The following is a 26,301-nucleotide window of genomic DNA, read 5'->3' as shown; positions in this document are numbered from 1 at the left end:
AGAGTGGAGTGCGCTGCTCATATCGACAAGGCTTCGCGCAACTGCGCCACCGATCCGAACAGCCGATCCACCTCCGGCAGTTCCGGTCGCTTCAACACCAGCACCGGCACGCCACGCTCGCGCGCCACTTCAAGCTTTGGCTCGGTCGCGGCGCTGCCACTGTTCTTGCTGACCAGTACATCGATCTGGCGCCGCTCGAATAGTGCTCGTTCATCCTCGAGGTGGAACGGCCCCCGTGCGCCGATCACCTCGCAACGTTCATTGCCCGCGCAGGTTTCCAGGGCACGCAAGGTCCAGAACTGGTGGGCCGGAATGTCTTCGAGATGTTGCAGCGGCTCGCGCCCCAGGGTGAACAAAGGGCGCTTGAAAGGCGCCAATGCGTCGATCAACGCATCCCAGCCCTCGACTTCGCGCCAGTCGTCGCCCGGCTGTGGCTGCCAGGCGGGGCGGCGCAAGGCCCAGCAGGGAATGCCCGCCGCCTTCGCCGCCTGTGCGGCATTGGCGCTGATCTGTGCGGCATAGGGGTGGGTAGCGTCGATCAGCAGCTCGATCCGTTCGCGCCGGAGGTAGTCGGCCAGGCCGTCGGCCCCGCCGTAACCGCCCACCCGCACCTGGCAGGCCAGGTCCTGTGGGATACGGCCGATACCGGCGAGGCTGTAGACATGCTCCGGTCCCAGCAATCGGGCGATGGCAAGCGCCTCGGTGACGCCGCCCAGCAACAAGATACGGCCGCTCATTGCACACCCGCCTTGCCGACGATACCGCCCTGGCGGTCGATGGCGAAGACCTCGACCTGTACCTGTGCAGGCACCACGCTGCGGGCGAATGCCAGGGCGTGGGCGCAGACGGCGTCGCCCAGGGCGATACCGGCGGCATGGGCGAGAGCCAGTGCCTGCTGGCTGGTGTTGGCGCCGATGATCGCCGCCTGCAGGGCGGCGTCTGCGCCGATATCGGCTGCCCAACCTGCGAGTTGCGGCAGGTCGATGCTCGAATGACGGCTGTGCAGGTCCATGTGGCCCGCGGCAAGCTTGCTGATCTTGCCGAAACCGCCGCACAGCGTCAGGCGTGGCACCGGTACCTTGCGCAGGTGCTTGAGCACCGCGCCGACGAAGTCGCCCATTTCGATCAGGGCGATTTCCGGCAGCCCATAGACCCGGCGCATGGTGTCTTCGCTGGCATTGCCGGTGCAGGCGGCGATGTGGGTGTAGCCGTTGGTGTAGGCAACGTCGATGCCCTGGTGGATCGAGGCGATGTAGGCAGAGCAGGAAAACGGCCGGACGATGCCGCTGGTGCCGAGGATCGACAGCCCGCCGAGAATGCCCAGCCGCGGGTTCATGGTCTTGAGCGCAAGCTCCGCGCCGCCCTGCACGTTCACCGTCACCTCGAATCCGCCCGCGTAGGCGCACTCGCCTGCCAGTCGCTGCAGGTGCTCGCTGATCATCCGCCGCGGCACCGGGTTGATGGCAGGTTCCCCGACCGCCAGGACCAGGCCGGGACGTGTCACCGTGCCCACGCCTTGCCCGGCGACGAAGCGCACGCCCGGCTCGTCGATCAGGCGCACCTGGCTGTAGAGCAGGGCACCGTGGGTCACGTCGGGATCGTCGCCTGCGTCTTTCACGGTGCCGGCCTCGGCGCGCTCGCCGTCTCGGCGGCAGAATTCCAGGCGCATCTGCACCTGCTTGCCCTTGGGCAGGGTGATCTGCACGGCGTCGGTGGACTGGCCGGTGAGCAGCAACTGTGCTGCCGCCAGGCTGGTGGCGGTGGCACAGCTGCCGGTGGTCAGGCCGCTGCGAAGTGGCGCGGGCTGTTCGCGGGTTTCTTCACGCATCGAGGGGTTTCACCACCTCGAGCAGCGTGATCGGCAAGGCCTGGCGCCAGGTATCGAAACTGCCCAGGGCCTGGGCCTGGGCCACGTGGATGCGGGTCAGTTCGCCGCCATGCTGCTCACGAAAATGCGCCAGGGCCAGTTCGCTTTGCAGGGTCACGGCATTGGCTACCAGCCGCCCTCCAGGGCGCAGACGCTCCCAGCACAAGGGCAGTACGCCTTCGCCGGTGACGCCGCCGCCGATGAAAATGGCATCGGGGCGTTCGAGATCGGCCAGGGCTTGTGGCGCCTTGCCGCGAATCAACTGCAGGCCAGGAACGCCGAGCTGGTCGCGGTTGAATTCGATGAACGCCTGGCGACCTTCGTCGGCCTCGATGGCCAGCGCGCGGCAGCTGGGGTGGGCGCGCATCCACTCGATACCGATCGAGCCGCAGCCGGCGCCGACATCCCACAGCAGTTCGCCTGGCTGTGGTGCCAGGCGTGCCAAGGTGATGGCGCGCACGTCGCGTTTGGTCAACTGGCCGTCGTGGCGAAAGGCGCTGTCGGGCAGGCCGCTGATGGGCGACAGGCGCGGGCTGTCCGGCGCGGCCTGGCATTCGATGGCGACCAGGTTCAGTGCTGCGACCTGGGCGTGTGGCCAGTCCTCTGCACTGCCGCTCAGGCGCTTCTCATCGGGGCCGCCCAAGTGTTCGAACACCTGCATCCGGCTCGGCCCGTAGCCGCGTTCACGCAACAACTGCGCAATGGCCGCAGGGCTGTCGCCGTCATTGCTCAGCACCAGCAGGCGCACACCGCTGTAGAGTTGGGCATTGAGCGCCGCCAGCGGCCGCGCGACCACCGACACCACCTGCACCTCCTGCAACGGCCAGCCCAGACGGGCGGCGGCCAGGGCGCAGGAGGAGGGCATCGACAGCACCTGCATCTGTTTGGCCGGGACCTGGCGCGCGAGGCTTGCGCCAACGCCGTAGAACATCGGGTCGCCGCTGGCCAGCACGCACACGGGCTCGCCGTGCAGGGCCAGCACAGGGGCGAGGGAGAACGGGCTGGGCCAGGCCAGGCGCTCACCGACCACGCAGCGTGGCAACAGGGCCAGTTGGCGCGGGCTGCCGAAGATACGTGCAGCAGACAGCAGCGCGCGCCGGGCCTGCTTGCCCAGGCCGCTGAAGCCGTCTTCGCCGATGCCTACTACTGTCAGCCAGGGGGTCATCTGATCATTTCCGTCGTGTTGGGAGTCGTGTCGCCCTTTTCGCAGGCAAGCCGCAGCGGCGAACCGCCGTTCCCATAGCTATCCGGACCTGCAGGATACCTGTGGGAGCGGGCTTGCCCGCGAAAAGGACGACACGGTCCTGATGCATTGCTCGACCATCGGCTTTTCATGCCGCCGGACAAAGCAGGCATAATACCGCGCCTTCTACACTGAAGCGCGTCTTCACGATTGCCGGAATCCCCCTTGAAGCCACCCCACACACCCGCCGTTTCGCCCCGCCCCTCGGCTTGCCCGGGGTTGTGGCGCATCGTCGCGGCGCGTGATGGCGGCATTTGCCGGATCAAACTGCCCGGCGGCCTGCTGCTGGCCGAGCAGGCCGAGGCGGTGGCCGAGGCTGCCGAGCGCTTCGCCGGCGGGGTGATCGAGGCAACCAACCGCGCCAACTTGCAGATACGCGGTATCGGCGACCACCACCTGGCGCTGGTCGGGCACCTGCTCGATGCCGGCCTCGGCCCGCGCGAGGCGGCCGGTGACGATGTCCGCAACCTGATGCTCAGCCCGTTGGCCGGTGTCGATCCGGCGATGCTGATCGACATTCGGCCCCTGGCCGGGCAGATCCTGCACCTGCTGGAAACCACCCCGCGTCTGCATGAACTGTCGGCCAAGTTCGCCGTGCAGCTCGATGCGGGGGAGTCCCTGGCGATGCTCGCGCACCCCCATGACCTATGGCTGTCGGCGCTGTTGCTTGACCGGCAGGTGTGGCTGGCCTTCGGGCTGGCGGGCTGCCCGGGCGATGGCGCAACCCTTGGCGCCGTACCGCTGGAGCAGGGGGCGTCATTGGTGCAGGCGGTGCTGGAGCGCTTCCTCGACCTGGCCACGCCCGAGCAGACACGGATGCGCCAGTTGCTGCAGACCTGCCCCGTGCAGGATTTCGTCGAAGGGCTGGGCTTGCCGATTCGTCGCGACAGCGCTGTGCGTCAATGGCGGCGTGTGCCCGTCACACCGCGCTGGCTCGGTGTGTTGGCCCAGCGTGAAGGCAGTGCGTTCGGCGTGGCGCCGCCGCTGGGGCGCTTGACGCCCGCCATGCTTCGCGGCCTGGCCAGGCTTGCGCGCGAGGCCGGTGATGGCAGCCTGCGGCTCACACCCTGGCAGAGCCTGGTGCTGCCGAACTTCGATCCATCGCTGCTCGGGCAGGCCCAAGCCGAGACAAAGGCGCTGGGCATGATCAACGACGTCTTGCAGCCACTTGCACGCATCAGCGCTTGCACCGGCTCCAGTGGTTGCGCCAAGGGCCAGTCCGACACCAAGGCCGATGCGCAGGTGATCGCCGGCCTGCTGCACCATGGCGCCCCGGCCAGTGTGCACCTGTCGGCCTGCCCGCGTTCCTGTGCCGTGGCCCATGTCGCCCCGGCCACCCTGCTGGCCCGCGCCCCGGGCCGTTATGACCTTTATTTTCGCGATGCACGCCTGCCGGGTTTCGGCCGACTGCGCGCATCCGACCTTACCCCAGAAGAAGCAGGCGCCATGCTCGACCTGCCGACGGAGCACCTTGATGATTGACTACATCCGCGATGGTCAGGAGATCTATCGCAATTCCTTCCGCATCATTCGCGAGGAGGCCCGCCTGGAGCGGATTCCGGCCGATCTGGAAAAGCTCGCGGTGCGGGTGATCCACGCCTGCGGCATGGTCGAGGCCATCGACGGCCTGCAGTTTTCCGAAGGTGCCGGAACGGCGGGGCGCCAGGCCCTGGCCAAGGGAGCACCGATCCTCTGCGACGCGCACATGGTGGCCGAAGGTATCACCCGCGCGCGTCTGCCGGCCGACAACCCGGTCATCTGCACCCTGCGGGATCCCAGCGTGCCGGGCCTGGCCAAGGACGCCGGTAACACCCGCTCGGCGGTGGCCCTCGAGCTGTGGCGCCCGCATCTGGAGGGCAGCGTGGTGGTGATCGGCAATGCTCCGACCGCGCTGTTCTACTTGCTGGAAATGCTCGACGCCGGTGCGCCCAAGCCTGCGTTGATCCTGGGCTTCCCGGTAGGCTTCGTCGGCGCTGCCGAGTCCAAGGCGATGCTGGCCGCCGACAGCCGTGGTGTGCCGTTCGTCATCATGCAGGGGCGCCTGGGTGGTAGCGCCATGGCCGCCGCTGCTGTCAATGCGCTCGCCACGGAGGTGGAATGATGCAGCCTCGTGGACGTCTGCTCGGCCTGGGGGTTGGCCCCGGCGACCCGGAGCTGATCACGGTCAAGGCCCTGCGCCTGCTGCGCGAGGCGCCGGTGGTGGCGTATTTCGTGGCCAAGGGCAAGCGTGGCAATGCCTTCGGTATCATCGAGGCGCACCTGCAGGCGCAGCAGACCCTGCTGCCGCTGGTGTATCCGGTCACCACCGAGGTGCTGCCGGCACCGCTGTCGTACGAGCAGGTGATCAGCGACTTCTACGACGAAGCCAGCGTGCAGGTGGCCGAACACCTGGACGCCGGTCGTGATGTGGCGGTGATCTGCGAGGGCGATCCGTTCTTCTACGGCTCCTACATGTACCTGCACGATCGCCTGGCCCAGCGCTACGAGGCCGAGGTAATCCCGGGCGTGTGCTCGATGCTCGGCGGGGCGTCCGTACTCGGTGCGCCGCTGGTCTACCGCAACCAGACCCTGACCGTGCTCTCCGGTGTATTGCCCCACGAAGAACTCAAGCGCCGTCTGGCCGATGCCGACGCCGCAGTGATCATGAAGCTTGGGCGCAACTTCCCCAAGGTGCGCGAGGTGCTTGCCGAGCTGGGCCTGGACGGTCGCGCGTTGTACGTGGAGCGCGCAACCATGGCCAACCAGAAGATCGTCGCGCTGGACGCGGTTGATCCGCAGTCTTCGCCGTATTTCTCGCTGATCGTGGTACCGGGTGAAAAATGGCAGGGATGAACAGCGACAAGGCACCGGCCATCGTCATTCTCGGCCCTGGCAGCCTGGCCACCGCCCAGCGAATCCAGCAGCGCTATCTACAGGCGCGGGTTTACGGCCTGAGCGGCCGGGTCGAAGGTGTCGAGCACTGCTACGAATCCTTCGGTGACACCCTGCGCGGCCTGTACCGCGAGGGTGCGCCGATCATCGCCCTGTGCGCGGCCGGGATCGTCATTCGCACCCTGGCGCCCCTGCTTGACGAGAAGGGCGCCGAGCCGCCGGTGCTGGCGGTGGCGGAGGACGGCAGCGCCGTGGTACCGCTGCTGGGCGGCCTGAGCGCCGTCAATGTCATGGCGCGGGAGATCGGCGAGGTGCTGGGGGTGGCGGCGGCCATCACCACCAGCGGTGAGCTGCGTTTCGGCACCTGCCTGCTCAATCCGCCGACAGGCTACGCCCTGGCGGACCTGGAGCAGGGCAAGCGCTTCGTCTCTGACCTGCTGGCCGGCGAAAGCGTGCGCATCGAAGGCGCGGCGCCCTGGCTGGCCCAGGCGCAACTGCCCGAAGACGCAGCAGCCCGACGCAGTATCCATGTCGGCTGCCAGGCGCGTCCTGCCAGCCGCGACGAGTTGCTGATCCATGTGCGTTCGGTGCTTGTGGCGGCCCAGGCCGGGCAGGCCGATTTGCCTGGCCGTGTGCGTGACGCCCTGGCGGCGGCGAATATCGCCGATGCATCCCTGGCGTGCTTGCTGGTTGCTGACGATGCGATGGCCGAGCCCGCCATGCACGACGCCGCCCGCAGCCTGGGTGTGCCCCTGCGATTCGTTCCAGCAGGTGGCAGCCTGGTCGAGATGGCCGGGCAGGCGTTGGGAGACGCGCAACTGATCGAACAGGGCGGGGTGGTCATCGCTGTGGCGCCGTCGCCGATCGACCCGTTGCAGGTCGGGCGCGCGCGCGGCCGCCTGGCGGTGATCGGCCTGGGCCCGGGAGCCGCCGAATTCATGGTGCCGGTAGTAAAGGCCGAACTGGCCCGTGCCGACGATGTACTGGGTTACGAAACCTATGTGCGCATGGCTGGCCCTTTCCGCACCGATCAAGTGCTGCACTGCACCGACAACCGCGAGGAGATGCAACGTGCGCGGCACGCCTTCGAGCTCGCAGCGCAAGGGCGCTCGGTGGTTGTGGTGTCTTCCGGCGATCCTGGCGTGTTCGCCATGGCGGCTGCGGTGCTCGAGGCATTGCACGAGTCCAGCGATGCGGCCTGGCATCGCGTCGACCTGCAGATTCTGCCCGGCGTTTCGGCCTCCCTGGCCACTGCAGCCCAGGCCGGTGCACCGTTGGGGCACGACTTCTGTGTGATGTCGCTGTCGGACAACCTCAAGCCCTGGTCGATCATCGAGAAGCGCCTGGACCTGGCGGCACAGGCTGACCTGGTGCTGGCCTTCTACAACCCGATCTCCCGCGCCCGACCTTGGCAGCTGGGGCAGGCCCTGGAGATCGTTCGCCGTCATCGAGATGGGCAGACCCCTGTCGTCCTGGGGCGCGATATCGGCAGGCCGGGGCAGAACCTGAGCGTCGTCACTTTGGCAGAGCTGCTGCCTGAGATGGTCGATATGCGCACGATGGTGCTGGTTGGCTCCAGCACCACGACCGTGTTCAAGCATCTCGATGGCATGCAGTGGGTCTATACCCCGCGTTGGTATCCCCCGCATCGTTGACCTTATTGGAACTCCTTCAGGCCGCCGGACCGAGCTGGCGCTGGCTAAGGTGGTCGCCCCTGGTGTTCAGGGGCAACCCAAAGGAGTTTCTGATGAGCGATGACAAACAAGTTACCACCACCGACGCCGGCCTGCTGGTCGAGGGCAACTTGCTGGCGTGCGGTGCGGGCATGACGGCGCAAAGCCGCCACGACGTGAAGAACGCGTTTCACTTCGCCACGCTCGTTGCGGACAAGACGCTGGATATCGAAGAGAACGGCAAGGCCTGGTACGACAAATTCCTCGACGCGATGCGTGACCTTGGCTTCACCACTCCCCACCGCAGTTTCGAACTGGAGACCTCCTCGGAGGTGAAAGTCACGCTGGGCGCGGTGGCCGTCCGGGTCATCGGTGCAACCGGCAGTGCACTGTTGGGCGGCACCACGCTGGGCGTACTGGCCAAGAAGGGGTTCGACAAGCTTACCAACATCGAAAACGACACCCGCATCATCCACCACAAAAAAAAGAGCAAGGCCAGGGGCGTGGTCGGGATGGCGGCTTGCCTGGAAACCGAGCAAGGCGATGTGGTCATGGTGATGAGCTGCGTGCGGGCGACGGAGCCGAACCTGGATGAAGATGTGCTGGGGGTGCAGTTCCAGATCGAGAAGTCGGAGTACTACGCCGGTCATGCAGTGCTGACGCTGAACAATTTCGTCTACGACAAAGTGCGTGCCACGGTGGAAGAGAAGCTCGGCGTGCGCAGTGTCGAGAACGTTCTGCAGTACGACATCTGATCACGGGCGCGGGCCTTCGGGCACCGCGCTTTTCAGTTTCTACAGACCGGAACACCTGCCATGACCTATACAGACCACACGCTGACCCTGATTGGCCAGACCGCGCTGCTTGTGCCACCTGGCATCGAGGTACAGCAGCGCGAGGATGCCCTGGATTCACTGCATTACTGCCAGTTGCTGGCCGACAAGCAAGCTGGCTCATGCTTCGATCATCCCGATGAGTGGGCGGTTGCTTATCGCAAGGCCTTCGCGTCACTGAACTGGATCAAGTTCGTCAGCGCGCACGACAGTATCTCGCTCGCGCCGCAGGCCACCCCCAGACAGGATACGCCCCTCTTGGGCTGGCTGAAGCAGCGCAAGATTGATGTCGATATGGCAGTGGCGACGCTGTCGCAGGTGCTGTCGGGCGCCCCCGAGGGTCTGGAGCATCTGCTGCGTTTCGCCGTGCGTAACGAGGCCGACAAGGGCGAGGTGCACATCGAGTTCGGGCTGCTCGGTGCCGGGCCGATTCTCGACCTGTGCAGCGTGTCGATGCAGTGCGACCACCCGATTACTCGGGAGACACTAGCCACCATTGCACAGCGTGCCCAGCTGCAAGGCGAACTGGCGGTACGGGCACTGTCGCTGAACCTGAGCAACCAGCGCTTTGCTGCGCGGCGTTCGGACCTGCACACCTTGATACTCGACAAGGAACTTGAGAAGCCTCGTCGACTGGCGCTGGGAGTGATTCCACATGAATGAAGCCAATGGTGCTGTGATTGGTGCGGGAGCCGTCTCGTTCCTGCCGGGCTTGTCGCTGGCACAGAAAAACAAGGTGAAGCTAGCCCTGGCATTGGCCGAGCGGGCTACCCAGACGGCTTTCGACGAAGGGCTGGTGCAGGATTGGTACGCCTACTACCGCAACCAGTTGAAATTCATGGGCTGGGACGCGGTTTCTGCCGAGCAGGTCCACTGGCCGGATACGCAGCGCGCCGAGCAGGTCGACAAAGTCCTGGGCCTGATCGCCAAGACTGCGGGTGAGCGCTTTGCCAGCAATGTGGAGGTGTCCCTGCAGCGGCTGTGCAACAGCCCGCAGACGCTCGCCATTCTGGAGAAGCACGCGCGTGAGCGAGGGCACTTCCAGTTACTGTCTTGCGCCCCTGCCGGGCAGAACCGGGTCGATATGGTGATGTATCACGAGATCGATACCCAGGATGCCTGGCGTGCCGGTTTCATCACTCGCGAGCGTGGCATGAAGAACGTACGCGCCGAGCTTGTACGGTTCAACATCCTGGCATTCGAGAACAGCTACCTGCCCAAGGTGCAAGCGCGGGTCGTGGAGGTATCCCTGCAACGGATACACGACTACGACATTTGAAGGGCGTTGGGCGATCAGGGCGTATGGAGAGGGCCGGCGGCCACTTCGCGCTGATTCGCCCAGAACTGGATCAGTTCGCGCAGTTGCGACAGCTCTACAGGCTTTGCCATGTGACCATCCATGCCGGCCAGGCGCGCGCGTTCCTTGTGTTCGCTGAGAATATGCGCGGTCAGCGCTACCACCGGGGTGCGCTGGCGCTGGTTGGCCGCCTCCCAGTCACGCAGGCGTTGGGTCGCGGAGAAACCATCGAGTATCGGCATCTCGCAATCCATCAGGACCAGGTCGTAGCGCGTGGCCTGCATCGCCTCCAGCGCCTCTTCGCCATTGCTGGCAGTGTCGGGCTCGAGGTTGAGCTTGCCGAGCATGCCGCGGATCACCTTGGTCGAGATGCTGTTGTCTTCGGCGACCAGGATACGGAAGTCGGCAGGCAGGTTCAGCGGCGTCGGCGTGCCACCGAGGGCGGCAATTATCGCCGGCTCGCGGCCGCGCTGGGCCAGCTCTTCGGCCAGGGTGGTCTTGAGCGTGTAGCCGGCTACCGGCTTGGCGAGGATGCGTTTGACCCCGGCATTGCGGGCGATGATCTTGCTGGGCGCGTTGCTGATGCCGGTCAGCATGATCACCAGGATGTCGTGGTTCAGGCTCGGATCTTCCTTGATCTTGGCTGCCAGTTGCATGCCTGTCATGCCGGGCATGTTCTGGTCCAGCAGCACGGCATCGAAGTAGTCGCGCAGGTGTGCCTTGGTGCGCAGCAGCGCCAGTGCCTCCTTGCCGGAAGGCACGGCGCTGACGTTCATGCCCCAGGCGCTGCACTGCTGCACCAGCACCTTGCGACAGGTGTCGTTATCGTCCACTACCAGCACCCGAGCATCGCGCAGCGGGCCGTCGAGGTCGGCGGGCGGCTGTTCCAGGCGCAGTGGATCGAGCGGCAGTGTCAGCCATAGCGTATTGCCCAGGCTGGTGCTGGTCTTGATGCCGAATTCGCCGTGCATCAGTCCGATCAACTGCTTGGCGATCACCAGCCCCAAGTGTCCGCCAAGCTTGTTGCTGGAGAGGAAGTGGTGGCTGTGCAGCTCGGCCTGCAGCAAAGCCTCGCGCTCGGCGCTGGCCATCGGCTCGCCGCTGTCCTGCACGGCGATACGCAGGCGCGGAGCGTCACCGCGCTGGTCGAGGGCCACCACCAGCAGGATTTCGCCTTGGTCGGTGTTCTTCAGGGCATTGTCCAGCAGGCTCGACAGGGCTTGACGCAACCGCGTCGGGTCGCCGCTGATCACGCGTGGCACCTGTGGCTGGGTGAAGCTGATCAGCTCGATGTTCTGCTGTTCGGCCTTGGCCCGGAAGATGTTCAGGCAGTCTTCGATCAGTGCGTTGAGATCGAACTGCACATCATCCAGCTCGATCTGTCGTGATTCGAGCTTGGAGATGTCGAGAATCTCGTTGATCAGCGTTAGCAACTCGTTGCCGGCGCTGTGGATGGTCTGCACATAGTCGCGCTGCTTGACCGACAGCGGTGTGCCCAGCAGCAGCTCGGTCATGCCCAGCACGCCGTTCATCGGCGTGCGGATCTCGTGGCTGATCTTGGCCAGGAATTCGGCCTTGGCGTTGATCTCGGCGTCGCTGGCGGCGAGGGCTCGGCTGGCGCGCACGCGCTCCTCGTTGATCTTGCGCAGGCGCTCGCTGACGGCAAGGTTCAGCAACAGGCCGCTGACCACGGTCAGCCCCATCAGGATGACCAGCAGCCAGGGGGTGGGGGTGCGGGTCAGGCCGAGCAGCGCCGGCAGCAGGACCAGGCCACCGAGGTTGAACACCAGCATGGCCAAGGTGAACAGGCGGGCGGGGTTGTAGCCCTTGTACCAGTAGTAGGCGCTGGCCAGGAGCATGCTCAGGCTGCCGAGGGCAAGCAGGGTGTAGGTGGTCAGGTTCAGCGGCAGGGTGTCGATGAACAGCAGGAGCAAGCCGCTGATCGCGGCGATCAGCATTTCTGCCTGCAGGATGCGGGTGAGCCGCGCGGAACCGCAGGGCGAGAAAAAGCGCTGGGTGAAGTACAACCCGCAAAGCCCGGCCAGGACCAGCGTGAGGTAGGCGGCAGGCGTTTGCGCGCTGTGCCACAGGTGCCACCACGGGCCGCTGAGGTTGAGCAGGATCAAGGCACTGAGCAGCATCAACGCGTGGTAGAGGGCCAGCACCAGGGTCGTGCTGGAGCGGGTGTAGAAGAAGCGAATCAGGTTGTGCAGGATCAGCATCACCAGGCCGCCGAACAGCAGGCCGAACAGCAGCGGCTGGCGCTGGTCGATGGCCGCGCTGGCCGCCGATTCCAGAGAAATCGCCGGGCGCAACTGGTGCTCGGAGACCAGGCGTACGTAGATGTCCAGCGGTTGCGTGGCGTTGGGCAGTGGCAGAACGTGGTCGCTGCCGCGCAGGGTGGGGCTGGCGTTGCCCAACTGTCGACCATGGTGCAACTGGCGCAGCAGCGTGCTGCCGTCGAGGGCGTAGAGGTCCAGGCGTGACAGGTCGGGGGCGAAGATGCGCAGCAGGCGCTCCTGGTCGGCGGGCTCCAGGCGGTAGTGCAGCCACAGGGCCTGGTCGGGCAGGGCGGCATCCAGCTCATCCAGTTGCAGCGGGCTGAACTGGTTGCGGTAGCGGTCGGAGCGTACGTCGGAGAGCTGCAGGCTTGCCTGTTCATCGAGCAGCACAGACCACCCGCCGCCTTGTTCGGCCGCAGCCGGAAGCAGGCAGAGCAGGGTCAGCATGCTGACGATCAGGGCAGTGGCAATCCGAAGCCGACGCACGACGAGATCCTTTCTTGGCTGATAAGCCGGATAACAACTATGCGCGGCGTGCCGCGCCGAAGGCAAGGCCCCGATGGGGCCCTGTCGACGAGCCGCAGGCCGTGCGCCATGGCGCTACGACCTGCGGGCCGCAATTTACTGCTGGTGTTCACCGCGCTCGCGGGCGATGGCTCGGTAGCCGATGTCGGTACGGTAGAAACTACCGTTCCAGCTGACTTCCTTGGCCAGGCGGTAGGCCTGCTGCTGTGCATCGGCAACGGTGCTGCCCATGGCAGTGGCACACAGGACGCGTCCGCCGTTGGTGGTCACCTGGCCATCCTTGAGTGCAGTACCGGCGTGGAACACCTTGCCTTCGATCTTGGCAGCAGCGTCCAGGCCGTGGATCACGTCACCCTTGGCGTAGTCGCCCGGGTAACCGCCAGCGGCCAGCACTACACCCAGGCTCGGGCGTGGGTCCCACTGTGCTTCGACCTTGTCCAGAGCCTTGGCGAATGCGGCCTCGACCAACAGCACCAGGCTCGACTCCAGGCGCAGCATGACCGGTTGTGTCTCGGGGTCGCCGAAGCGGCAGTTGAACTCGATGACCTTGGGGTTGCCTGCCTTGTCGATCATCAGACCCGCATAGAGGAAGCCGGTATAGACGTTACCTTCCTCGGCCATGCCGCGCACGGTCGGCCAGATCACCTGGTCCATCACGCGCTGGTGCACTTCGGCTGTGACCACCGGGGCTGGCGAGTAGGCGCCCATGCCGCCGGTGTTGGGGCCGGTGTCTTTGTCGCCGACACGTTTGTGGTCCTGGCTGGTGGCCATTGGCAGCACGTTGTGGCCATCGACCATGACGATGAAGCTGGCTTCCTCGCCGTCGAGGAATTCCTCGATCACCACGCGCGAACCGGCTTCACCGAAGGCGTTGCCGGCGAGCATGTCGCGCACGGCGTCTTCGGCTTCCTGTAGGGTCATGGCGACGATCACGCCCTTGCCTGCGGCCAGGCCGTCGGCCTTGATCACGATCGGTGCGCCTTTTTCGCGCAGGTAGGCCAGCGCCGGCTCGATCTCGGTGAAGTTCTGGTAGTCGGCGGTCGGGATCTTGTGGCGAGCCAGGAAATCCTTGGTAAAGGCCTTGGAGCCTTCGAGCTGCGCTGCGCCCTTGGTCGGACCGAAGCAGTCCAGGCCGCGGCTGCGGAACAGGTCGACCACGCCAATGACCAGTGGCGCTTCAGGACCGACGATGGTCAGGTCGACGTTCTTCTCGGCGAAATCGGCCAGTTGCTCCAGGGCGCAGACGTCGATGGCGACGTTCTCGCATTTGGCTTCGATGGCAGTGCCGGCGTTGCCCGGGGCCACGAAGACTTTCTCGACGCGTGGATCCTGGGCGACTTTCCAGGCCAGGGCGTGTTCACGGCCGCCGCTGCCGATGATCAAAACTTTCATGTCAAAACCTCGATTCAGATGATCCCGTGGCTGGCGCAGATCGTGTGGGAGCGGGCTTGCCCGCGAATGCGGCGGTGATTGCACCATCGTATTCGCGGGCAAGCCCGCTCCCACAGGGACGCTGCCAGTCTCGAGATCCGCGTGGATTAGTGGCGGAAGTGGCGCATACCGGTGAACACCATCGCGATACCGGCTTCATCAGCAGCAGCAATCACCTCGGCATCACGCATCGAGCCACCCGGCTGGATCACAGCGCTGATACCCACCTTGGCGGCGTTGTCGATGCCATCACGGAACGGGAAGAACGCGTCCGAAGCCATGACCGCACCCTGTACCTGCAGACCAGCATGCTCGGCCTTGATTGCAGCGATGCGAGCGGAGTTGACGCGGCTCATCTGGCCGGCACCGACACCGATGGTCTGGCGGTTCTTGGCGTAGACGATAGCGTTGGACTTGACGAACTTGGCGACTTTCCAGGCGAACACCAGGTCGTGGATCTCTTGCTCGGTCGGCGCGCGTTTGGTGACGACTTTCAGGTCCTCGGCGCTGATCATGCCGATATCGCGGCTCTGCACCAGCAGGCCACCGTTGACGCGCTTGAAGTCCCAGCCAGCAGCGCGCGCGGCAGGCCATTCGCCACACTCGAGCAGGCGTACGTTCTGCTTGGCGGCGACCACGTCGCGTGCGGCCTGGGAGATTTTTGGTGCGATGATCACTTCGACGAACTGACGCTCGACGATGGCCTTGGCGGTTTCGCCGTCGAGTTCGCGGTTGAAGGCGATGATGCCGCCGAACGCCGACTCTGTGTCGGTGGCGTAGGCCAGGTCATAGGCCTTGCGAATGCCACCTTCGTTTTCCGGGACCACCGCCACGCCGCACGGGTTGGCGTGCTTGACGATGACGCAGGCCGGCTTGACGAAGCTCTTCACGCACTCCAGCGCGGCGTCGGTGTCGGCCACGTTGTTGAACGACAGTTCCTTGCCCTGCAACTGGACGGCGGTGGAAATGCTGGCCTCGCCTTTCTTTTCTTCGACATAGAACGCCGCGCTCTGGTGCGGGTTCTCGCCGTAGCGCATTTCCTGGGCCTTGACGAACTGGCTGTTGAAGGTGCGCGGGAACTCGCTGCGGCCTTCGGTCGACAGGGTGTCCTTGGACTGGTCGATGCTGCCCATGTAGTTGGCGATCATGCCGTCGTAGGCGGCGGTGTGCTCGAAGGCCTTGAGCATCAGGTCGAAGCGCTGGGCGTAGGTCAGGCCGCCGGCCTTGAGGCCTTCGACGATGCCGGCGTAGTCGCTGGCGTTGACCACGATGGCGACGTCCTTGTGGTTCTTCGCCGCGGAACGCACCATGGTCGGGCCGCCGATATCGATGTTCTCGATGGCGGTCGGCAGGTCGCAACCTGGCTTGCTGATGGTGGCTTCGAACGGATACAGGTTGACCGCGACCAGGTCGATCGGCTTGATGCCGTGCTCGTTCATGATGGCGTCGTCGGTGCCGCGACGGCCGAGGATGCCGCCGTGGATCTTCGGATGCAGGGTCTTGACCCGGCCGTCCATCATTTCGGCGAAGCCGGTGTAGTCGGCCACTTCCACCGCGTTCACGCCGTTATCCTTGAGCAGCTTGTAGGTGCCGCCGGTGGACAGGATCTCGACACCGAGCTGTTGCAGCTCACGGGCGAACTCGAGGATACCGGTCTTGTCGGAGACGCTGATCAGGGCGCGGCGGATCGGCAGGCGGGTAGTCTGGTCGGTCATTTCGGATTCCATAACGCGGTGGAGTCAGCAAAAAAGGCGCCTCTTTCAACGGAGCCGCCTTTTCTGATTGGGATTCTGGCTTACAACAGGTCGTACTGTTTGAGCTTCTTGCGCAGGGTGCCGCGGTTGAGCCCGAGCATCTCGCTGGCCTTGGTCTGGTTGCCCTTGACGTGGTTCATCACGCTCTCGAGCAGCGGTGCCTCGACTTCCGAGAGCACCAGGTTGTACACGTCCGTGACGGTGGCGCCTTCCAGGTGGGCGAAGTAGTTGTGCAGTGCCTTCTCGACGCTGTCGCGCAGGGTCTGGCCCTCTTCGCTCGGCGTGTTCAGGTGCTGCTTCAGGTTGGCGTTGTCGCTCACGGGCGTTGTTCCACTCACTAATGTCTCGGTCATCATCGTCATGCGGCCACCCCTTGTCCGTCCTCTGTCTCAAGGCTCTGTCGACGTTCGGCGAAAAACGCCCGAACGTTGGCGCACTGCGCTTGGGTATCTTCCAAGGCATTGAAGCGGGCGCGAAACTCCCTGCCGCCCGTGCGTGTTGCCAGGTACCAGCCCACGTGCTTGCGGGCGATACGTACGCCCATCACATCCCCATAGAAGGCATGCAGCGCGGCAAGGTGCTCCAGCAGAATGCGTTCAACTTCATCCAGCCCGGGAGCCGGAAGATGCTCGCCTGTCCGCAGGTAATGCTCGATCTCGCGGAAGATCCATGGCCGCCCTTGGGCGGCACGGCCGATCAGCAGGCCGTCGGCCCCTGTGGCATCCAGCACCGCCCGGGCCTTTTCTGGCGACGTGATGTCGCCGTTGGCGAAAACCGGGATCGACACCGCCTGCTTGATTGCGGCGATGGTGTCGTACTCGGCTTCACCGGTGTACAGGTCGGCGCGTGTGCGGCCATGCACCGCCAGCGCCTGGATTCCGGCCTGTTCAGCGATCTTCGCCACGTTCAGGCCGTTCTTGTTCGAGCGATCCCACCCGGTGCGAATCTTCAGGGTGACCGGCACATCGACCGCACCGACCACCGCGTCGAGGATTTCGGCGACCAGCGCTTCATCTCTCAATAAAGCAGAGCCTGCCGCTTTGTTGCAGACTTTTTTTGCCGGACAGCCCATGTTGATATCGATGATCTGGGCACCGGACTCGACGTTGGCTCGCGCTGCCGCGGCCAGCATCTGTGCATCGCCACCGGCGATCTGTACCGAACGCGGTTCGGGATCGCCTTCGTGGATGCGGCGCAGGCGCGATTTGCGGCTGTTCCACAGGTTCATGTCGCTGGTGACCATCTCCGACACCACCATGCCCGCCCCCAGACGTTTGCAAAGCGTGCGGAAAGGCTGGTCCGTCACCCCGGCCATAGGCGCGAGGATCAGGTTGTTCTGCAGTGTATATGGGCCGATGCGTACCGCCGACATAGGTGTTCCCTGTTGTGGGGCCGGATCATTGGAGTTCGAAAAAGGGATGGCATGATACCCGCTCTCGGTGACCGGATAAAGATGGAACTGGATAAAATCTGAACAGTTGTGGGCTTATGACATTTAGGTTGGTGATGTCGCCCACCGCGCTCCCTCAGGTATGGCGTGCTACTCGGGGGAACGGAAACTCAAGCTGTAGTTCACCGCCTTGGGGCCTGGATCGAGGATGTCCAGAGCGATGTGGATCGGTGTCTGGCTAGGCATCTCGCCGCGCCCGGCCAGCTCGCCCGACAGGTACTCGCTGGGTTTGAACCGACGACTGGCGATCAACTGCCCGTTGAGGTCGGCGAAACGCAGTTCCAGCAAGGGGAAGGGTTGGCTGAAGGAGGCGCGATTGTAGATGATCGCGTCGACGATCAGCGCGCCCTTGAAGTCCGGATGGCTGCGCACCACCAGGTTGCTGCTCTTGATACGAGCGATGTCGACTCGGGTGGGTACCTGGCAGCCGACGATCGGGCACAGTTGCTGGAACAGCGGCCGGTAACGATCGTGCCGGGCCATTTCATCGAAGTGGTAGTAGACGTACTGGAAGGCCAGCAGGCCAGCGGCGAGTAGCGCCAGGAAGCCCCAAAGCAGGCGCTTGCCCCAGTTCGGTGCGGGCCTTTGCCAGTCCAGTTGCAGCGGGTCGTCGACCACATCGACCAATGGTTCCTTGCGCGCGCGCGAGGGTTTGCTGGCCAGGACCGGCTCCAGCCGTTCGTCGTCCTCGGCGTCGTCGCGGTCGTCACGTGCCGACAGGCGCAGATTCGCAACATCGTTGTCCAGGGCCGAGAGGCCTTTTTCCGGACGAGGCTCGTCGAGGGACGAGAGCCGCTCGGCGGCTGGTTCGTCGTGTTCGGCGGGCAAGTGTGCGGGGAGGTCTTCGTCGTCGAGCTCAAGCGTCTGTCCGAGGGTTGGCTCGGTACGCTCCTGGGCTATCGGTTCCAGGTCGAGGGGCTCCTGCTCGACCAGAACCGGCGCAGGTGCCGGTGTGGGTTGCGAGTCGGGCTCGAGGCGGTCATCGGTTGCGGTGCCGAAGGGCTCGTCACCATGTTGCTCCGGGTGCTGATCGTCACGCCGCGCCTGCAAGGATTCGTCGCGCTCGGCGTTTTGGCGCTCGGGGCGAGGGCCGCGTCGCTCCAGGCGCGCAAGCTCCTGGTCCAGATCCATGGCATCCAGCGTTGCAGCCCAGTCGTCCTGGCTCGGCGCGGGTGGCTCGACCGCAGGCGTTGCTGGTACCGGTGGCGCCACCGGTACCGTGGCGACCGGCGGCGCAACCTCCTGGCTTTGCTCGAGCAACTGCCGGGCGGCATTGAACACCTGCAGGCACTGGCCACAGCGCACCACCCCACGGGCCACGCTCAACTGGTGATACGTGACGCGAAAACGCGTCTGGCAATGCGGGCACTGGGTGACGAAACTGTCGGTCATGCGGCGATCCGGGCGTTGTGCAGGGTTGGAGTCTGGTGCTTCACGAACTGTAGCCTAGCGACGACGGCCGCTGATACGCACCCAGCCATCGCGCACGACAATCGGGTCGAGGTCGAAGTCGGCGGCGTAGGCAGCAGCCACTTCCTCGCCCTGCTCGGCGAGAATGCCCGACAGCGCCAGCAGGCCACCAGGGCGTACCAGGCCGGACAACTGCGGGGCCAATGAGACCAGCGGGCCGGCCAGGATGTTGGCGACCAGCACATCGGCTTGCATCGCCGGCATGTGCTCGGGCAGGTACAGCGCCAGCTTCTCGTCGGCGATGCCGTTGCGCTGGGCGTTGTCACGCGAGGCTTCGATGGCCTGCACGTCGATGTCGGTCCCCACCGCTTCGCGGGCGCCCAGCAGCAGGGCGGCAATGGCCAGGATGCCCGAGCCGCAGCCAAAGTCGAGCACCTGGGTGCCTGCGAGCGACTGGCCGTCGAGCCATTCCAGGCACAGAGCGGTGGTCGGATGGGTGCCGGTGCCGAAGGCCAGGCCCGGGTCGAGCAGCAGGTTGACGGCGTCTTTCTCCGGGGCCTCATGCCAGCTCGGCACGATCCACAGGCGTTGGCCGAAACGCATCGGTTGGAAACCGTCCATCCAGCTGCGTTCCCAGTCCTGGTCCTCGATGACCTCGGCCTGGTGCTCGGGGAGCGCTGCACCGGTCAGCAGCTGCAGGTGGGCGAATACCGCTTCGGGCTCGGCATCGGCTTCGAACAAGGCCAGTAGATGCGTGTGCGACCACAGTGGGGTGGTGTTGAGGTCCGGTTCGAAGATCGGCTGGTCTTCGGCATCCATGAACGTGACCGAGACGGCGCCGACTTCGAGCAGGGCGTCTTCGTAGGTTTCGGCTTGTTCCGGGCTGATGGCCAGACGTACTTGCAGCCAGGGCATGGCGGGCACCTTAAATGTGGTTCGGTGTGATCGAAGAGGCAGCCTACGACTGCCAAATCGAGCATTTTACGCGAGCGCGTCCCGTACGGACAGGCCGCAGGATGATCCGTCGAACAAATAACTACCGCTGGTCGTGCCGCGGCGCTACCTAGAATTCGGGCCCCCAAGCCTACGAGGTATAGCGTCATGAACGATCAGCCCGCTACCCATTCCCCCATTGACGATTCGTCGGCCCACTCCATCATCGAGCGACTCGGGCGCTGGAGTGCGGCCTTCGAGCAACGACGCAACTCCCAACTGAGCTTTATCGAGGCAATCGAAAGCGACGCGCTTGTGCAACTGCGCACCTACTACGCCGAAGATATCGACCCGAATTTCATCCAGGACCTGCTGGATGCTGCCTTGCAGCGCCTGGCCACCCAGCAGCCGGTGGTCTATGACGAAGCAGAACATGCCATCTATCGCATCAGCGACGGGGAGACGCGTGAAGTGCCGCTGGAACGGCGCCAGCAGGTCGAACAACTGGTGGAGGGCATCGGTGGGCGCATGGTTGAAACCTACCGGGATTACCTCACCCGCCACTGGGAGGCGAAGCCCCAGGGCTTGAGTGATGTGCTCGAGTACCAGAAGCGAATCAGCCAACGTTGCGAGCAGCACTGCCTTGATCTTGAAGCCGCGCTCGGCGCGCCACAGGTTGCCGGAATGACCAGCGTCCAGGTGCGGGCGTTGATTCGCGAGCAGGAGCGGGACTGGTATGCGCAGCCTGCGCTGTTGCTCCTCGCCGATGACGATGAGAAGCAAGTGATCGACAGGCTTGTGCGCAAGCATCTGCCGGAGTGGTACCGCAACTTGAATGCCGAGGATGTCGCGACGCTGAGTGCTGCTCAGGGCGCTTGTGACGGAGCACAATCAACGCTCGATAGCTTGCTTGGCAGTGCGCGCTCGTTGAATGAGCATGCGGGCAGCCTGGCGAGCGCCTATCTGCGCGAGCATTTCGACCTGCCACTGTCTGCCGACCTCATCACCGTCAAATGCGAACCGTCAGCCGAGGAAAATGGGAGCGTCAGGACGCAGACGCTTACCGAACTGGTGATGGAAGGCGCCATTGACGTGACACAGGTATACAAGCCGCTGCAGGTGAGCATGCCGTTACTGCATTGCAAGCCACCTTCCGCTGAGCAACTGCAGGTCTTGTTGAGCGAGCTCGATGCACCGCACAGCTACCTGACGACCCTCAAGCAACGGCATCAGGACGCTGAAGTCGGGTTGGCGCAGCTAGAACTCCATGACATGCAATTGCGCTATAGCCTGCTGATTGCCAGCAAGAAAGGGCACCTGTCGGACGCGCGTCATGATCAGGTCGTGGCATTGCTCGCCCAGGAGCCGCCAGGCGCAGAGATATGTCCTCTGCAATTGTGGGCGGGCGCAGACTGCAGTGACTTGTTGCTGTTCGCTTTAGCAGATGACGCCTTTGTGCTGTATGCCCCTGGTAAACCAGATGGCCAGGAGTGGATAGAGCTGGTATCGCAGCGTGCGCTCAACAGTGAAATAGGGGGGTGGTTGGCGGAGGAAACGGGTCGTCATTATCTGTTGAGCCAGGTTCCCTTCGATCAACGAGCCACGGTAAGCGCAACCATCCTGAGCATCGTGGAAAAACCTTCCGAGTGGTCCCTGAGCCTGGATCGCAGGCGAGCCCTGACGGGTTACGAGGCATGCCTGGCCGAGCGGGTGCGCTTGAGCAATAAAAAGCTCGAGGATGAGATCGAGGCCTCAATTGCACCGTATTACGCACTTAACCTGAGCATTGGCCATAAGCGCTTGATCAACCTGGAAAAGCAGGTGGCCTTGCAAGCTGAGCACGTGTTTGCCGCGTCGATGCAGGATTATGAAGGTTTTCACGCGTTCGCCCGGCGTAGCGTCGAGACTGCCATCAAGCCTTACCTGGCCGACAAGGGCATCACCGAACAGGTCGACCCGGAGTCTATTCTGTTCGATCTGCCGTCCACAGACACGGATACGCCGCTGACGATGAACCTGGTCGATCTGGTCTGCTATGGATATGACGACAATGCTGGCCTGGACAACCCCCAAAAGGGCGTGCGCTCTCTGGTTGGCCAGGACCTGAGCGCCTTGCGCAGCCACGATTTCACGCGCTATGCACGTCGCGCTTACATTGGCGAGAGGTACATCACACACATACGCGAACACTATCTGGACGAGTCCTCGGCGGACTATGCGGCGCGCCGGCGGATGTTCGGTCGTGCGCTGATCTCGGCGATGGATCGCGATTTGCGCCTGGCCAGTATCAAGGCTGAACTCGATCAAGCGACCTATACGAAACTGATTGCACTTGTGACGGCGCTGGGGAGGACGTTGAGCCAGCCCGACATCGTCAGTGAGTCGGAAACAGTGGTCGAAAGTTCGGCGGTGTTTCGTTTGTCGATCGACGGCTGTTTCGTACTGGGCGTCTATGTTCTACGGGATTTGACAGGCGAAGTGGCGACTGACTGGCTGTATACCCCAGACGCCCCGGATGGTGTTCTGCTGCGCCCCTATCAATCCCTGAATGCTACAGGTACGGGTGTGCTCTACGATTATCTGCTCGACCGCGTTACGTTGACCTCCAGAGCCAAGGTCAGCACGCGCCTGAAGAGGTTGGCCAGTGGGGACAGTCATCGTGACTCCTTGCGTGGGCTCAACCAGGTGGTGACGTTGGCCGGGGAGTACAACGTGTTCATCGAGCATGCGCTCGCCGATGTCGAAGATGCGACCCTTGGCAAAGCCGAGGTCATTCGCGCTCAGGTGTTCAAAGGCGTTTTGTTCAGCGCACTGCCATTGCTGGTGTATCCACCGTTCGCCATAGCGTTTGGTGCCTTCATGACCGCCTCCGCTTTGAAGAAGGCCGTCGTCGCCCACACCCGATGGGAAACCGCGGTGGCCCTGCAGAACTGGCTGGAAGCGTCGTGGAGTTTGTTGGGGGCGGTGTTGAGTGTGCCGGGAGTGAGCCTGGGAATGCTCAAGTCAGCGCTTGCGCCCTTGCGCCAGGCAGTTGTTCGCCGCCCTCAGGTGACGGGTGCGACACGAACCCCCTCCCTGCAGTTCGACAAGTCCTGGGCAGTCAAGAGCAAGCCTGGCGATCTGCACAAGGTGACGGAGGACGGTATCTGGAAGGGCACCTACCGCAGCGGCGCCGAGGACGCTGCCAATGCAGAACATTTCATCCACTCGGGCGGTCGTTACTACAAGGTCACACACGATGTCGAGCAGGCTACGTTACGGGTGTTCAAGGCCAATCGCCCGCAGAGCTACCATCGCCCTGCAGTACGATTGCATGAAGATGGCCGATGGGTTGCCAACAGCACTGGCCTTCGCGGCGGCAATCATGTGCAGGATGCTGGAACCCTGACGCAGGTAAGGCAGATTACCAATGGCGAGGGTGCGCCATCGGAGATGCGTGGCGCTCTGCAGGGAGAAGCCGTTGTGGCGCGATACGTGGGGGCGGCGGATGACTACCTGTATACCGTCAATGCACAGTCCTGTGTGGCGGTATCCTTGTACAACCCAGCAACACGTGCAGGTGCGGTACTGCATATCGACCACAATGTCCGTAGCCTGATCGAGCCTGCACTGCGGCAAGTGCTGACGCAAATCGGCGCTGCGCAGGATGGCGCGGGCGTCAGGGCAGTCATGGCCGGTGGCGACTGGCTGGGCGGTACGGATATCGGCGGCGTCGTGCGGGCGTTGCTCAGGCGCCAGGGAATCCAGGCAAGTTGGCAGCACTGGTCGTTCTCGTCGTGTTTTGGCGGTAGCTATGGCATGACGCTGAACCTGGGGAGCGGGGTTACGCGTGTTTACCGGACGCCTATGAGCGTGGTCGAGCAAGTGCTGACGCCGATCATGAAGCAGGCTAATTTCCGGTTGAAGGGGGTGCCCGCTCGCGCCCACAGATTCCAAAGCCGTTTTCGGGCCCGCCCGCTGTATGAGCGGCCAAGCGGAGTCGTGGAAGATGCTGCCGGATTGGCGCCGGCCCCGGACGACCTTGCCTTGCAGGCGATCTCCGTGGTGAGCATCTGACAACCAGATACCGCGCGCATGCGAGCCAGGGTGACCTGCTCGATTCTGCGCAGGTGCAAAAAAAAACCGATGCCAGATTCTGGCATCGGTTTTTTTGTGGCATCCCCGGCTTTTCTGAAAGGCCAATGGCTGGCATCGCAGCGGTTGCCGGGCGTGCTACCTCAACAAGCGATCACTCCTGGTTGGCCAGTTTGTGCTCGAGGTAGTGGATGTTGACGCCGCCTTTGCAGAAACCTTCATCACGCACCAGGTCGCGGTGCAGCGGGATGTTGGTCTTGATACCGTCGACAACGATCTCGTCCAGGGCATTGCGCATGCGCGCCATGGCTTCGTCGCGGTCCTTGCCGTAGGTGATCAGCTTGCCGATCAGCGAGTCGTAGTTCGGCGGAACCGAATAGCCGCTGTACAGGTGCGAATCGACCCGCACGCCATTGCCACCCGGGGCATGGAAGTGCTTGACGGTGCCTGGGCTCGGAATGAACTTCTTCGGGTCTTCGGCGTTGATCCGGCACTCCAGCGAGTGACCGCGGATCACCACGTCTTCCTGGCGGAACGACAGCTTGTTGCCAGCGGCGATGCTGAGCATCTCCTTGACGATGTCGATGCCGGTGACCATCTCCGAAACCGGGTGCTCGACCTGGACGCGGGTGTTCATCTCGATGAAGTAGAAGCGACCATTCTCGTACAGGAACTCGAAAGTACCTGCACCGCGGTAGCCGATCTCGATGCACGCATCGACGCAACGCTTGAAGACTTCCTGGCGGGCCTTCTCGTCGATACCGGGGGCCGGCGCTTCTTCCAGTACCTTCTGGTGACGGCGCTGCAGCGAGCAGTCGCGGTCGCCCAGGTGCACGGCGTTGCCCTGGCCATCGGACAGTACCTGAACTTCCACGTGACGTGGGTTGGTGAGGAACTTTTCCAGGTAGACCATCGGGTTGCCGAACGCCGCACCGGCTTCGGTACGGGTCAGCTTGGCCGACGCGATCAGGTCTTCTTCCTTGTGCACCACGCGCATGCCGCGACCACCACCGCCACCGGCGGCCTTGATGATCACCGGATAGCCGACTTCACGGGCGATGGCCAGTGCAGTTTCTTCGTCTTCCGGCAGTGGGCCGTCGGAGCCCGGCACGGTCGGGACGCCCGACTTGATCATCGCATCCTTGGCCGAAACCTTGTCGCCCATCAGGCGGATGGTGTCGGCTTTGGGGCCGATGAAGGCGAAACCGGATTTCTCCACCTGCTCGGCGAAGTCGGCGTTCTCGGCGAGGAAGCCGTAGCCCGGGTGGATGGCGGTGGCGCCAGTCACTTCGGCGGCAGCGATGATCGCCGGGATGTGCAGGTAGGATTCTTTCGACGATGCAGGGCCGATGCAGACCGATTCGTCTGCCAGGCCCAGGTGCATCAGTTCGCGGTCAGCGGTGGAGTGGACCGCGACGGTCTTGATGCCCAGCTCTTTGCAGGCACGCAGGATCCGCAGGGCAATTTCCCCGCGGTTGGCGATCAGGACTTTTTCGAGCTTCCCAGACATCGTTGGCTCTCCGCGATTCAAACGATGGTGAACAGCGGCTGGTCGAACTCAACCGGCTGACCGTCTTCCACCAGGATGGCGTCGATGACACCGCCGATATCGGCTTCGATGTGGTTCATCATCTTCATGGCTTCGACGATGCACAGGGTGTCGCCTTTCTTCACCGACTGACCGACTTCAGCGAAGTTCGGCGAGGTTGGCGAAGGCTTGCGGTAGAAGGTACCGACCATCGGCGAGCGGATCACGGTGCCTTTGAGGGCAGGTGCTGCAGCGGCTTCGGCAGCCGGGGCGGCGGCCACGGGGGCTGCGGCGGCAGGGGCTGGAGCGGCAAATTGCGCTGGGGGTGCGAAGTACTGGGCGCCGGCAGGTTGTTTGCTGTTACGGCTGATGCGAACGGACTCTTCGCCTTCCTTGATCTCCAGTTCGTCGATGCCGGACTCTTCCAGCAGTTCGATCAGCTTTTTGACTTTACGGATATCCATTAATCAGCAACTCCCAAGGTTCGGTCGGGGACTTAATTATCAAAACGTGTCGAAAACGTTTCTTCGTAGTGTTTCGAAGCCCAGGCATGTAGGCCTGGGCTTTGCGTCATCAGGGCTGTGCGTTGGCAGCCAGGTGTTCCAGAGCAGACTCCAGGGCTAGCCGGTAACCGCTGGCGCCCAGGCCGCAGATCACGCCCACTGCCACATCGGAGAAGTAGGAGTGATGACGGAACGGTTCACGCTTGTGCACGTTGGAGAGGTGCACTTCGATGAATGGGATGCTCACAGCGAGCAATGCGTCACGTAATGCGACGCTGGTGTGGGTGAAAGCGGCCGGGTTGATCAGGATGAAGTCCACGCCTTCGTTGCGCGCGGCATGGATACGGTCGATCAGTTCGTACTCGGCATTGCTCTGCAGGTACTGCAGGTGGTGGCCGGCGGCGCGTGCGCGCTGCTCGAGGTCCTGGTTGATCTGGGCGAGGGTGACGGCGCCGTAGACTCCCGGCTCGCGGGTACCGAGCAGGTTGAGGTTGGGGCCGTGCAGCACCAGTAGGGTGGCCATCTGCGGTTTCCTTGGTTTTGTAGGGCAATTCGACATAGCGCGGCGACTATGCCGCAAGAGACTAGCGAGTGTCCAGTTCCCTGCAATAGCCAGCACGATGACCG

The 26,301-nt window shown here is 63.9% G+C and carries 21 protein-coding genes; 8 read left to right on the top strand and 13 right to left on the bottom strand.

Going from position 1 to position 26,301, the window contains the following annotated elements:
- Window positions 1-17: 17 nt before the first annotated feature.
- Genes APH44_RS20060 through APH44_RS20050 form a run of 3 tightly spaced genes read right to left on the bottom strand, consistent with a single transcriptional unit; the run spans window position 18 to window position 3,032 of the window.
- Window positions 18-737, bottom strand: a complete 720-nt coding sequence (locus tag APH44_RS20060) for a cobalt-precorrin-6A reductase (protein ID WP_054894222.1) — start codon at window positions 735-737, stop codon at window positions 18-20.
- Window positions 734-1,828 carry a cobalt-precorrin-5B (C(1))-methyltransferase gene (locus APH44_RS20055; RefSeq protein ID WP_054894221.1) on the bottom strand — a complete coding sequence of 365 codons (1,095 nt, stop codon included), beginning with the start codon at window positions 1,826-1,828 and terminating at the stop codon, window positions 734-736. Before APH44_RS20055 ends, APH44_RS20060 begins: the two co-directional genes overlap by 4 nt.
- Window positions 1,821-3,032: a bifunctional cobalt-precorrin-7 (C(5))-methyltransferase/cobalt-precorrin-6B (C(15))-methyltransferase gene (locus tag APH44_RS20050; RefSeq protein ID WP_054894220.1), complete on the bottom strand. Its 1,212-nt coding sequence runs from the start codon at window positions 3,030-3,032 to the stop codon at window positions 1,821-1,823. The genes APH44_RS20055 and APH44_RS20050 overlap by 8 nt, the downstream gene beginning before the upstream one ends.
- 228 nt (window positions 3,033-3,260) lie before the next feature.
- Here APH44_RS20050 and cobG point away from each other — a divergent pair, with 228 nt between their 5' ends.
- The 7 genes from cobG to APH44_RS20015 all read left to right on the top strand — a co-directional run bounded on the left by cobG (window position 3,261) and on the right by APH44_RS20015 (window position 9,766).
- Window positions 3,261-4,592, top strand: coding sequence for a precorrin-3B synthase (gene cobG / locus APH44_RS20045; protein ID WP_054894219.1), 1,332 nt, complete (start codon window positions 3,261-3,263; stop codon window positions 4,590-4,592).
- Window positions 4,585-5,211, top strand: coding sequence for a precorrin-8X methylmutase (locus APH44_RS20040; protein WP_054894218.1), 627 nt, complete (start codon window positions 4,585-4,587; stop codon window positions 5,209-5,211). Before cobG ends, APH44_RS20040 begins: the two co-directional genes overlap by 8 nt.
- The gene (locus APH44_RS20035) at window positions 5,208-5,942 is read left to right on the top strand and encodes a precorrin-2 C(20)-methyltransferase (protein ID WP_172964810.1); all 735 of its coding nucleotides are present in this window, start codon (window positions 5,208-5,210) and stop codon (window positions 5,940-5,942) included. Before APH44_RS20040 ends, APH44_RS20035 begins: the two co-directional genes overlap by 4 nt.
- Complete coding sequence (cobJ, locus tag APH44_RS20030; RefSeq protein ID WP_054894216.1) at window positions 5,930-7,636, top strand: precorrin-3B C(17)-methyltransferase; 1,707 nt, start codon at window positions 5,930-5,932, stop codon at window positions 7,634-7,636. Before APH44_RS20035 ends, cobJ begins: the two co-directional genes overlap by 13 nt.
- A 92-nt stretch (window positions 7,637-7,728) precedes the next feature.
- Window positions 7,729-8,409 (top strand): hypothetical protein, encoded by a 681-nt coding sequence (locus APH44_RS20025; protein WP_054894215.1) that lies wholly within the window; start codon window positions 7,729-7,731, stop codon window positions 8,407-8,409.
- Between the two features lie 60 nt (window positions 8,410-8,469).
- Complete coding sequence (locus tag APH44_RS20020) at window positions 8,470-9,150, top strand: hypothetical protein (protein ID WP_054894214.1); 681 nt, start codon at window positions 8,470-8,472, stop codon at window positions 9,148-9,150.
- On the top strand, window positions 9,143-9,766 hold the full coding sequence (locus tag APH44_RS20015) for a hypothetical protein (protein WP_054894213.1): 624 nt from the start codon (window positions 9,143-9,145) through the stop codon (window positions 9,764-9,766). The genes APH44_RS20020 and APH44_RS20015 overlap by 8 nt, the downstream gene beginning before the upstream one ends.
- Window positions 9,767-9,780: 14 nt before the next feature.
- Here the strand turns inward: APH44_RS20015 and APH44_RS20010 are convergent, their stop codons facing one another.
- The 7 genes from APH44_RS20010 to prmA all read right to left on the bottom strand — a co-directional run bounded on the left by APH44_RS20010 (window position 9,781) and on the right by prmA (window position 19,551).
- The gene (locus APH44_RS20010; protein WP_054894212.1) at window positions 9,781-12,552 is read right to left on the bottom strand and encodes a hybrid sensor histidine kinase/response regulator; all 2,772 of its coding nucleotides are present in this window, start codon (window positions 12,550-12,552) and stop codon (window positions 9,781-9,783) included.
- Between the two features lie 135 nt (window positions 12,553-12,687).
- Window positions 12,688-13,983, bottom strand: coding sequence for a phosphoribosylamine--glycine ligase (gene purD, locus APH44_RS20005; RefSeq protein ID WP_054894211.1), 1,296 nt, complete (start codon window positions 13,981-13,983; stop codon window positions 12,688-12,690).
- A 146-nt stretch (window positions 13,984-14,129) separates the two neighbouring features.
- Window positions 14,130-15,737, bottom strand: coding sequence for a bifunctional phosphoribosylaminoimidazolecarboxamide formyltransferase/IMP cyclohydrolase (purH, locus tag APH44_RS20000; RefSeq protein WP_054894210.1), 1,608 nt, complete (start codon window positions 15,735-15,737; stop codon window positions 14,130-14,132).
- A gap of 80 nt (window positions 15,738-15,817) precedes the next feature.
- Window positions 15,818-16,138 carry a DNA-binding transcriptional regulator Fis gene (gene fis, locus APH44_RS19995; RefSeq protein WP_029614158.1) on the bottom strand — a complete coding sequence of 107 codons (321 nt, stop codon included), beginning with the start codon at window positions 16,136-16,138 and terminating at the stop codon, window positions 15,818-15,820.
- Window positions 16,135-17,148, bottom strand: coding sequence for a tRNA dihydrouridine synthase DusB (gene dusB, locus APH44_RS19990; RefSeq protein WP_054894209.1), 1,014 nt, complete (start codon window positions 17,146-17,148; stop codon window positions 16,135-16,137). Before dusB ends, fis begins: the two co-directional genes overlap by 4 nt.
- A 168-nt stretch (window positions 17,149-17,316) precedes the next feature.
- Window positions 17,317-18,618: a DUF3426 domain-containing protein gene (locus APH44_RS19985; protein ID WP_054894208.1), complete on the bottom strand. Its 1,302-nt coding sequence runs from the start codon at window positions 18,616-18,618 to the stop codon at window positions 17,317-17,319.
- 54 nt (window positions 18,619-18,672) lie between these two features.
- Entirely contained in the window at window positions 18,673-19,551 is an 879-nt protein-coding gene (gene prmA / locus APH44_RS19980) for a 50S ribosomal protein L11 methyltransferase (RefSeq protein ID WP_054894207.1), read from the bottom strand.
- Window positions 19,552-19,737: 186 nt separating this feature from the next.
- On the opposite strand from prmA, the gene APH44_RS19975 reads away from it, so the two are divergent.
- Window positions 19,738-23,625, top strand: a complete 3,888-nt coding sequence (locus APH44_RS19975) for a dermonecrotic toxin domain-containing protein (protein ID WP_054894206.1) — start codon at window positions 19,738-19,740, stop codon at window positions 23,623-23,625.
- 172 nt (window positions 23,626-23,797) lie between these two features.
- Here the strand turns inward: APH44_RS19975 and accC are convergent, their stop codons facing one another.
- The 3 genes from accC to aroQ all read right to left on the bottom strand — a co-directional run bounded on the left by accC (window position 23,798) and on the right by aroQ (window position 26,197).
- The gene (gene accC, locus APH44_RS19970) at window positions 23,798-25,153 is read right to left on the bottom strand and encodes an acetyl-CoA carboxylase biotin carboxylase subunit (RefSeq protein WP_054894205.1); all 1,356 of its coding nucleotides are present in this window, start codon (window positions 25,151-25,153) and stop codon (window positions 23,798-23,800) included.
- Between the two features lie 17 nt (window positions 25,154-25,170).
- Window positions 25,171-25,635, bottom strand: coding sequence for an acetyl-CoA carboxylase biotin carboxyl carrier protein (gene accB / locus APH44_RS19965; protein WP_054894204.1), 465 nt, complete (start codon window positions 25,633-25,635; stop codon window positions 25,171-25,173).
- A 109-nt stretch (window positions 25,636-25,744) separates the two neighbouring features.
- Window positions 25,745-26,197: a type II 3-dehydroquinate dehydratase gene (gene aroQ / locus APH44_RS19960; protein ID WP_054894203.1), complete on the bottom strand. Its 453-nt coding sequence runs from the start codon at window positions 26,195-26,197 to the stop codon at window positions 25,745-25,747.
- Window positions 26,198-26,301: the final 104 nt, after the last annotated feature.

Source organism: Pseudomonas sp. NBRC 111143 (assembly GCF_001320965.1).
Taxonomy (GTDB): Bacteria; Pseudomonadota; Gammaproteobacteria; order Pseudomonadales; family Pseudomonadaceae; genus Aquipseudomonas; species Aquipseudomonas machongensis.
This window is presented reverse-complemented; position numbering and strand designations above follow the sequence as displayed.

Coding starts and splice junctions, on each gene's coding strand:
- APH44_RS20060 (WP_054894222.1), bottom strand. CDS start 737: ATGAGCGGCCGTATCTTGTTGCTGGGCGGCGTCACCGAGGCGCTTGCC.
- APH44_RS20055 (WP_054894221.1), bottom strand. CDS start 1,828: ATGCGTGAAGAAACCCGCGAACAGCCCGCGCCACTTCGCAGCGGCCTG.
- APH44_RS20050 (WP_054894220.1), bottom strand. CDS start 3,032: ATGACCCCCTGGCTGACAGTAGTAGGCATCGGCGAAGACGGCTTCAGC.
- APH44_RS20040 (WP_054894218.1), top strand. CDS start 4,585: ATGATTGACTACATCCGCGATGGTCAGGAGATCTATCGCAATTCCTTC.
- APH44_RS20035 (WP_172964810.1), top strand. CDS start 5,208: ATGATGCAGCCTCGTGGACGTCTGCTCGGCCTGGGGGTTGGCCCCGGC.
- cobJ (WP_054894216.1), top strand. CDS start 5,930: ATGGCAGGGATGAACAGCGACAAGGCACCGGCCATCGTCATTCTCGGC.
- APH44_RS20025 (WP_054894215.1), top strand. CDS start 7,729: ATGAGCGATGACAAACAAGTTACCACCACCGACGCCGGCCTGCTGGTC.
- APH44_RS20020 (WP_054894214.1), top strand. CDS start 8,470: ATGACCTATACAGACCACACGCTGACCCTGATTGGCCAGACCGCGCTG.
- APH44_RS20015 (WP_054894213.1), top strand. CDS start 9,143: ATGAATGAAGCCAATGGTGCTGTGATTGGTGCGGGAGCCGTCTCGTTC.
- purD (WP_054894211.1), bottom strand. CDS start 13,983: ATGAAAGTTTTGATCATCGGCAGCGGCGGCCGTGAACACGCCCTGGCC.
- purH (WP_054894210.1), bottom strand. CDS start 15,737: ATGACCGACCAGACTACCCGCCTGCCGATCCGCCGCGCCCTGATCAGC.
- fis (WP_029614158.1), bottom strand. CDS start 16,138: ATGACGATGATGACCGAGACATTAGTGAGTGGAACAACGCCCGTGAGC.
- dusB (WP_054894209.1), bottom strand. CDS start 17,148: ATGTCGGCGGTACGCATCGGCCCATATACACTGCAGAACAACCTGATC.
- APH44_RS19985 (WP_054894208.1), bottom strand. CDS start 18,618: ATGACCGACAGTTTCGTCACCCAGTGCCCGCATTGCCAGACGCGTTTT.
- prmA (WP_054894207.1), bottom strand. CDS start 19,551: ATGCCCTGGCTGCAAGTACGTCTGGCCATCAGCCCGGAACAAGCCGAA.
- APH44_RS19975 (WP_054894206.1), top strand. CDS start 19,738: ATGAACGATCAGCCCGCTACCCATTCCCCCATTGACGATTCGTCGGCC.
- accC (WP_054894205.1), bottom strand. CDS start 25,153: ATGTCTGGGAAGCTCGAAAAAGTCCTGATCGCCAACCGCGGGGAAATT.
- accB (WP_054894204.1), bottom strand. CDS start 25,635: ATGGATATCCGTAAAGTCAAAAAGCTGATCGAACTGCTGGAAGAGTCC.
- aroQ (WP_054894203.1), bottom strand. CDS start 26,197: ATGGCCACCCTACTGGTGCTGCACGGCCCCAACCTCAACCTGCTCGGT.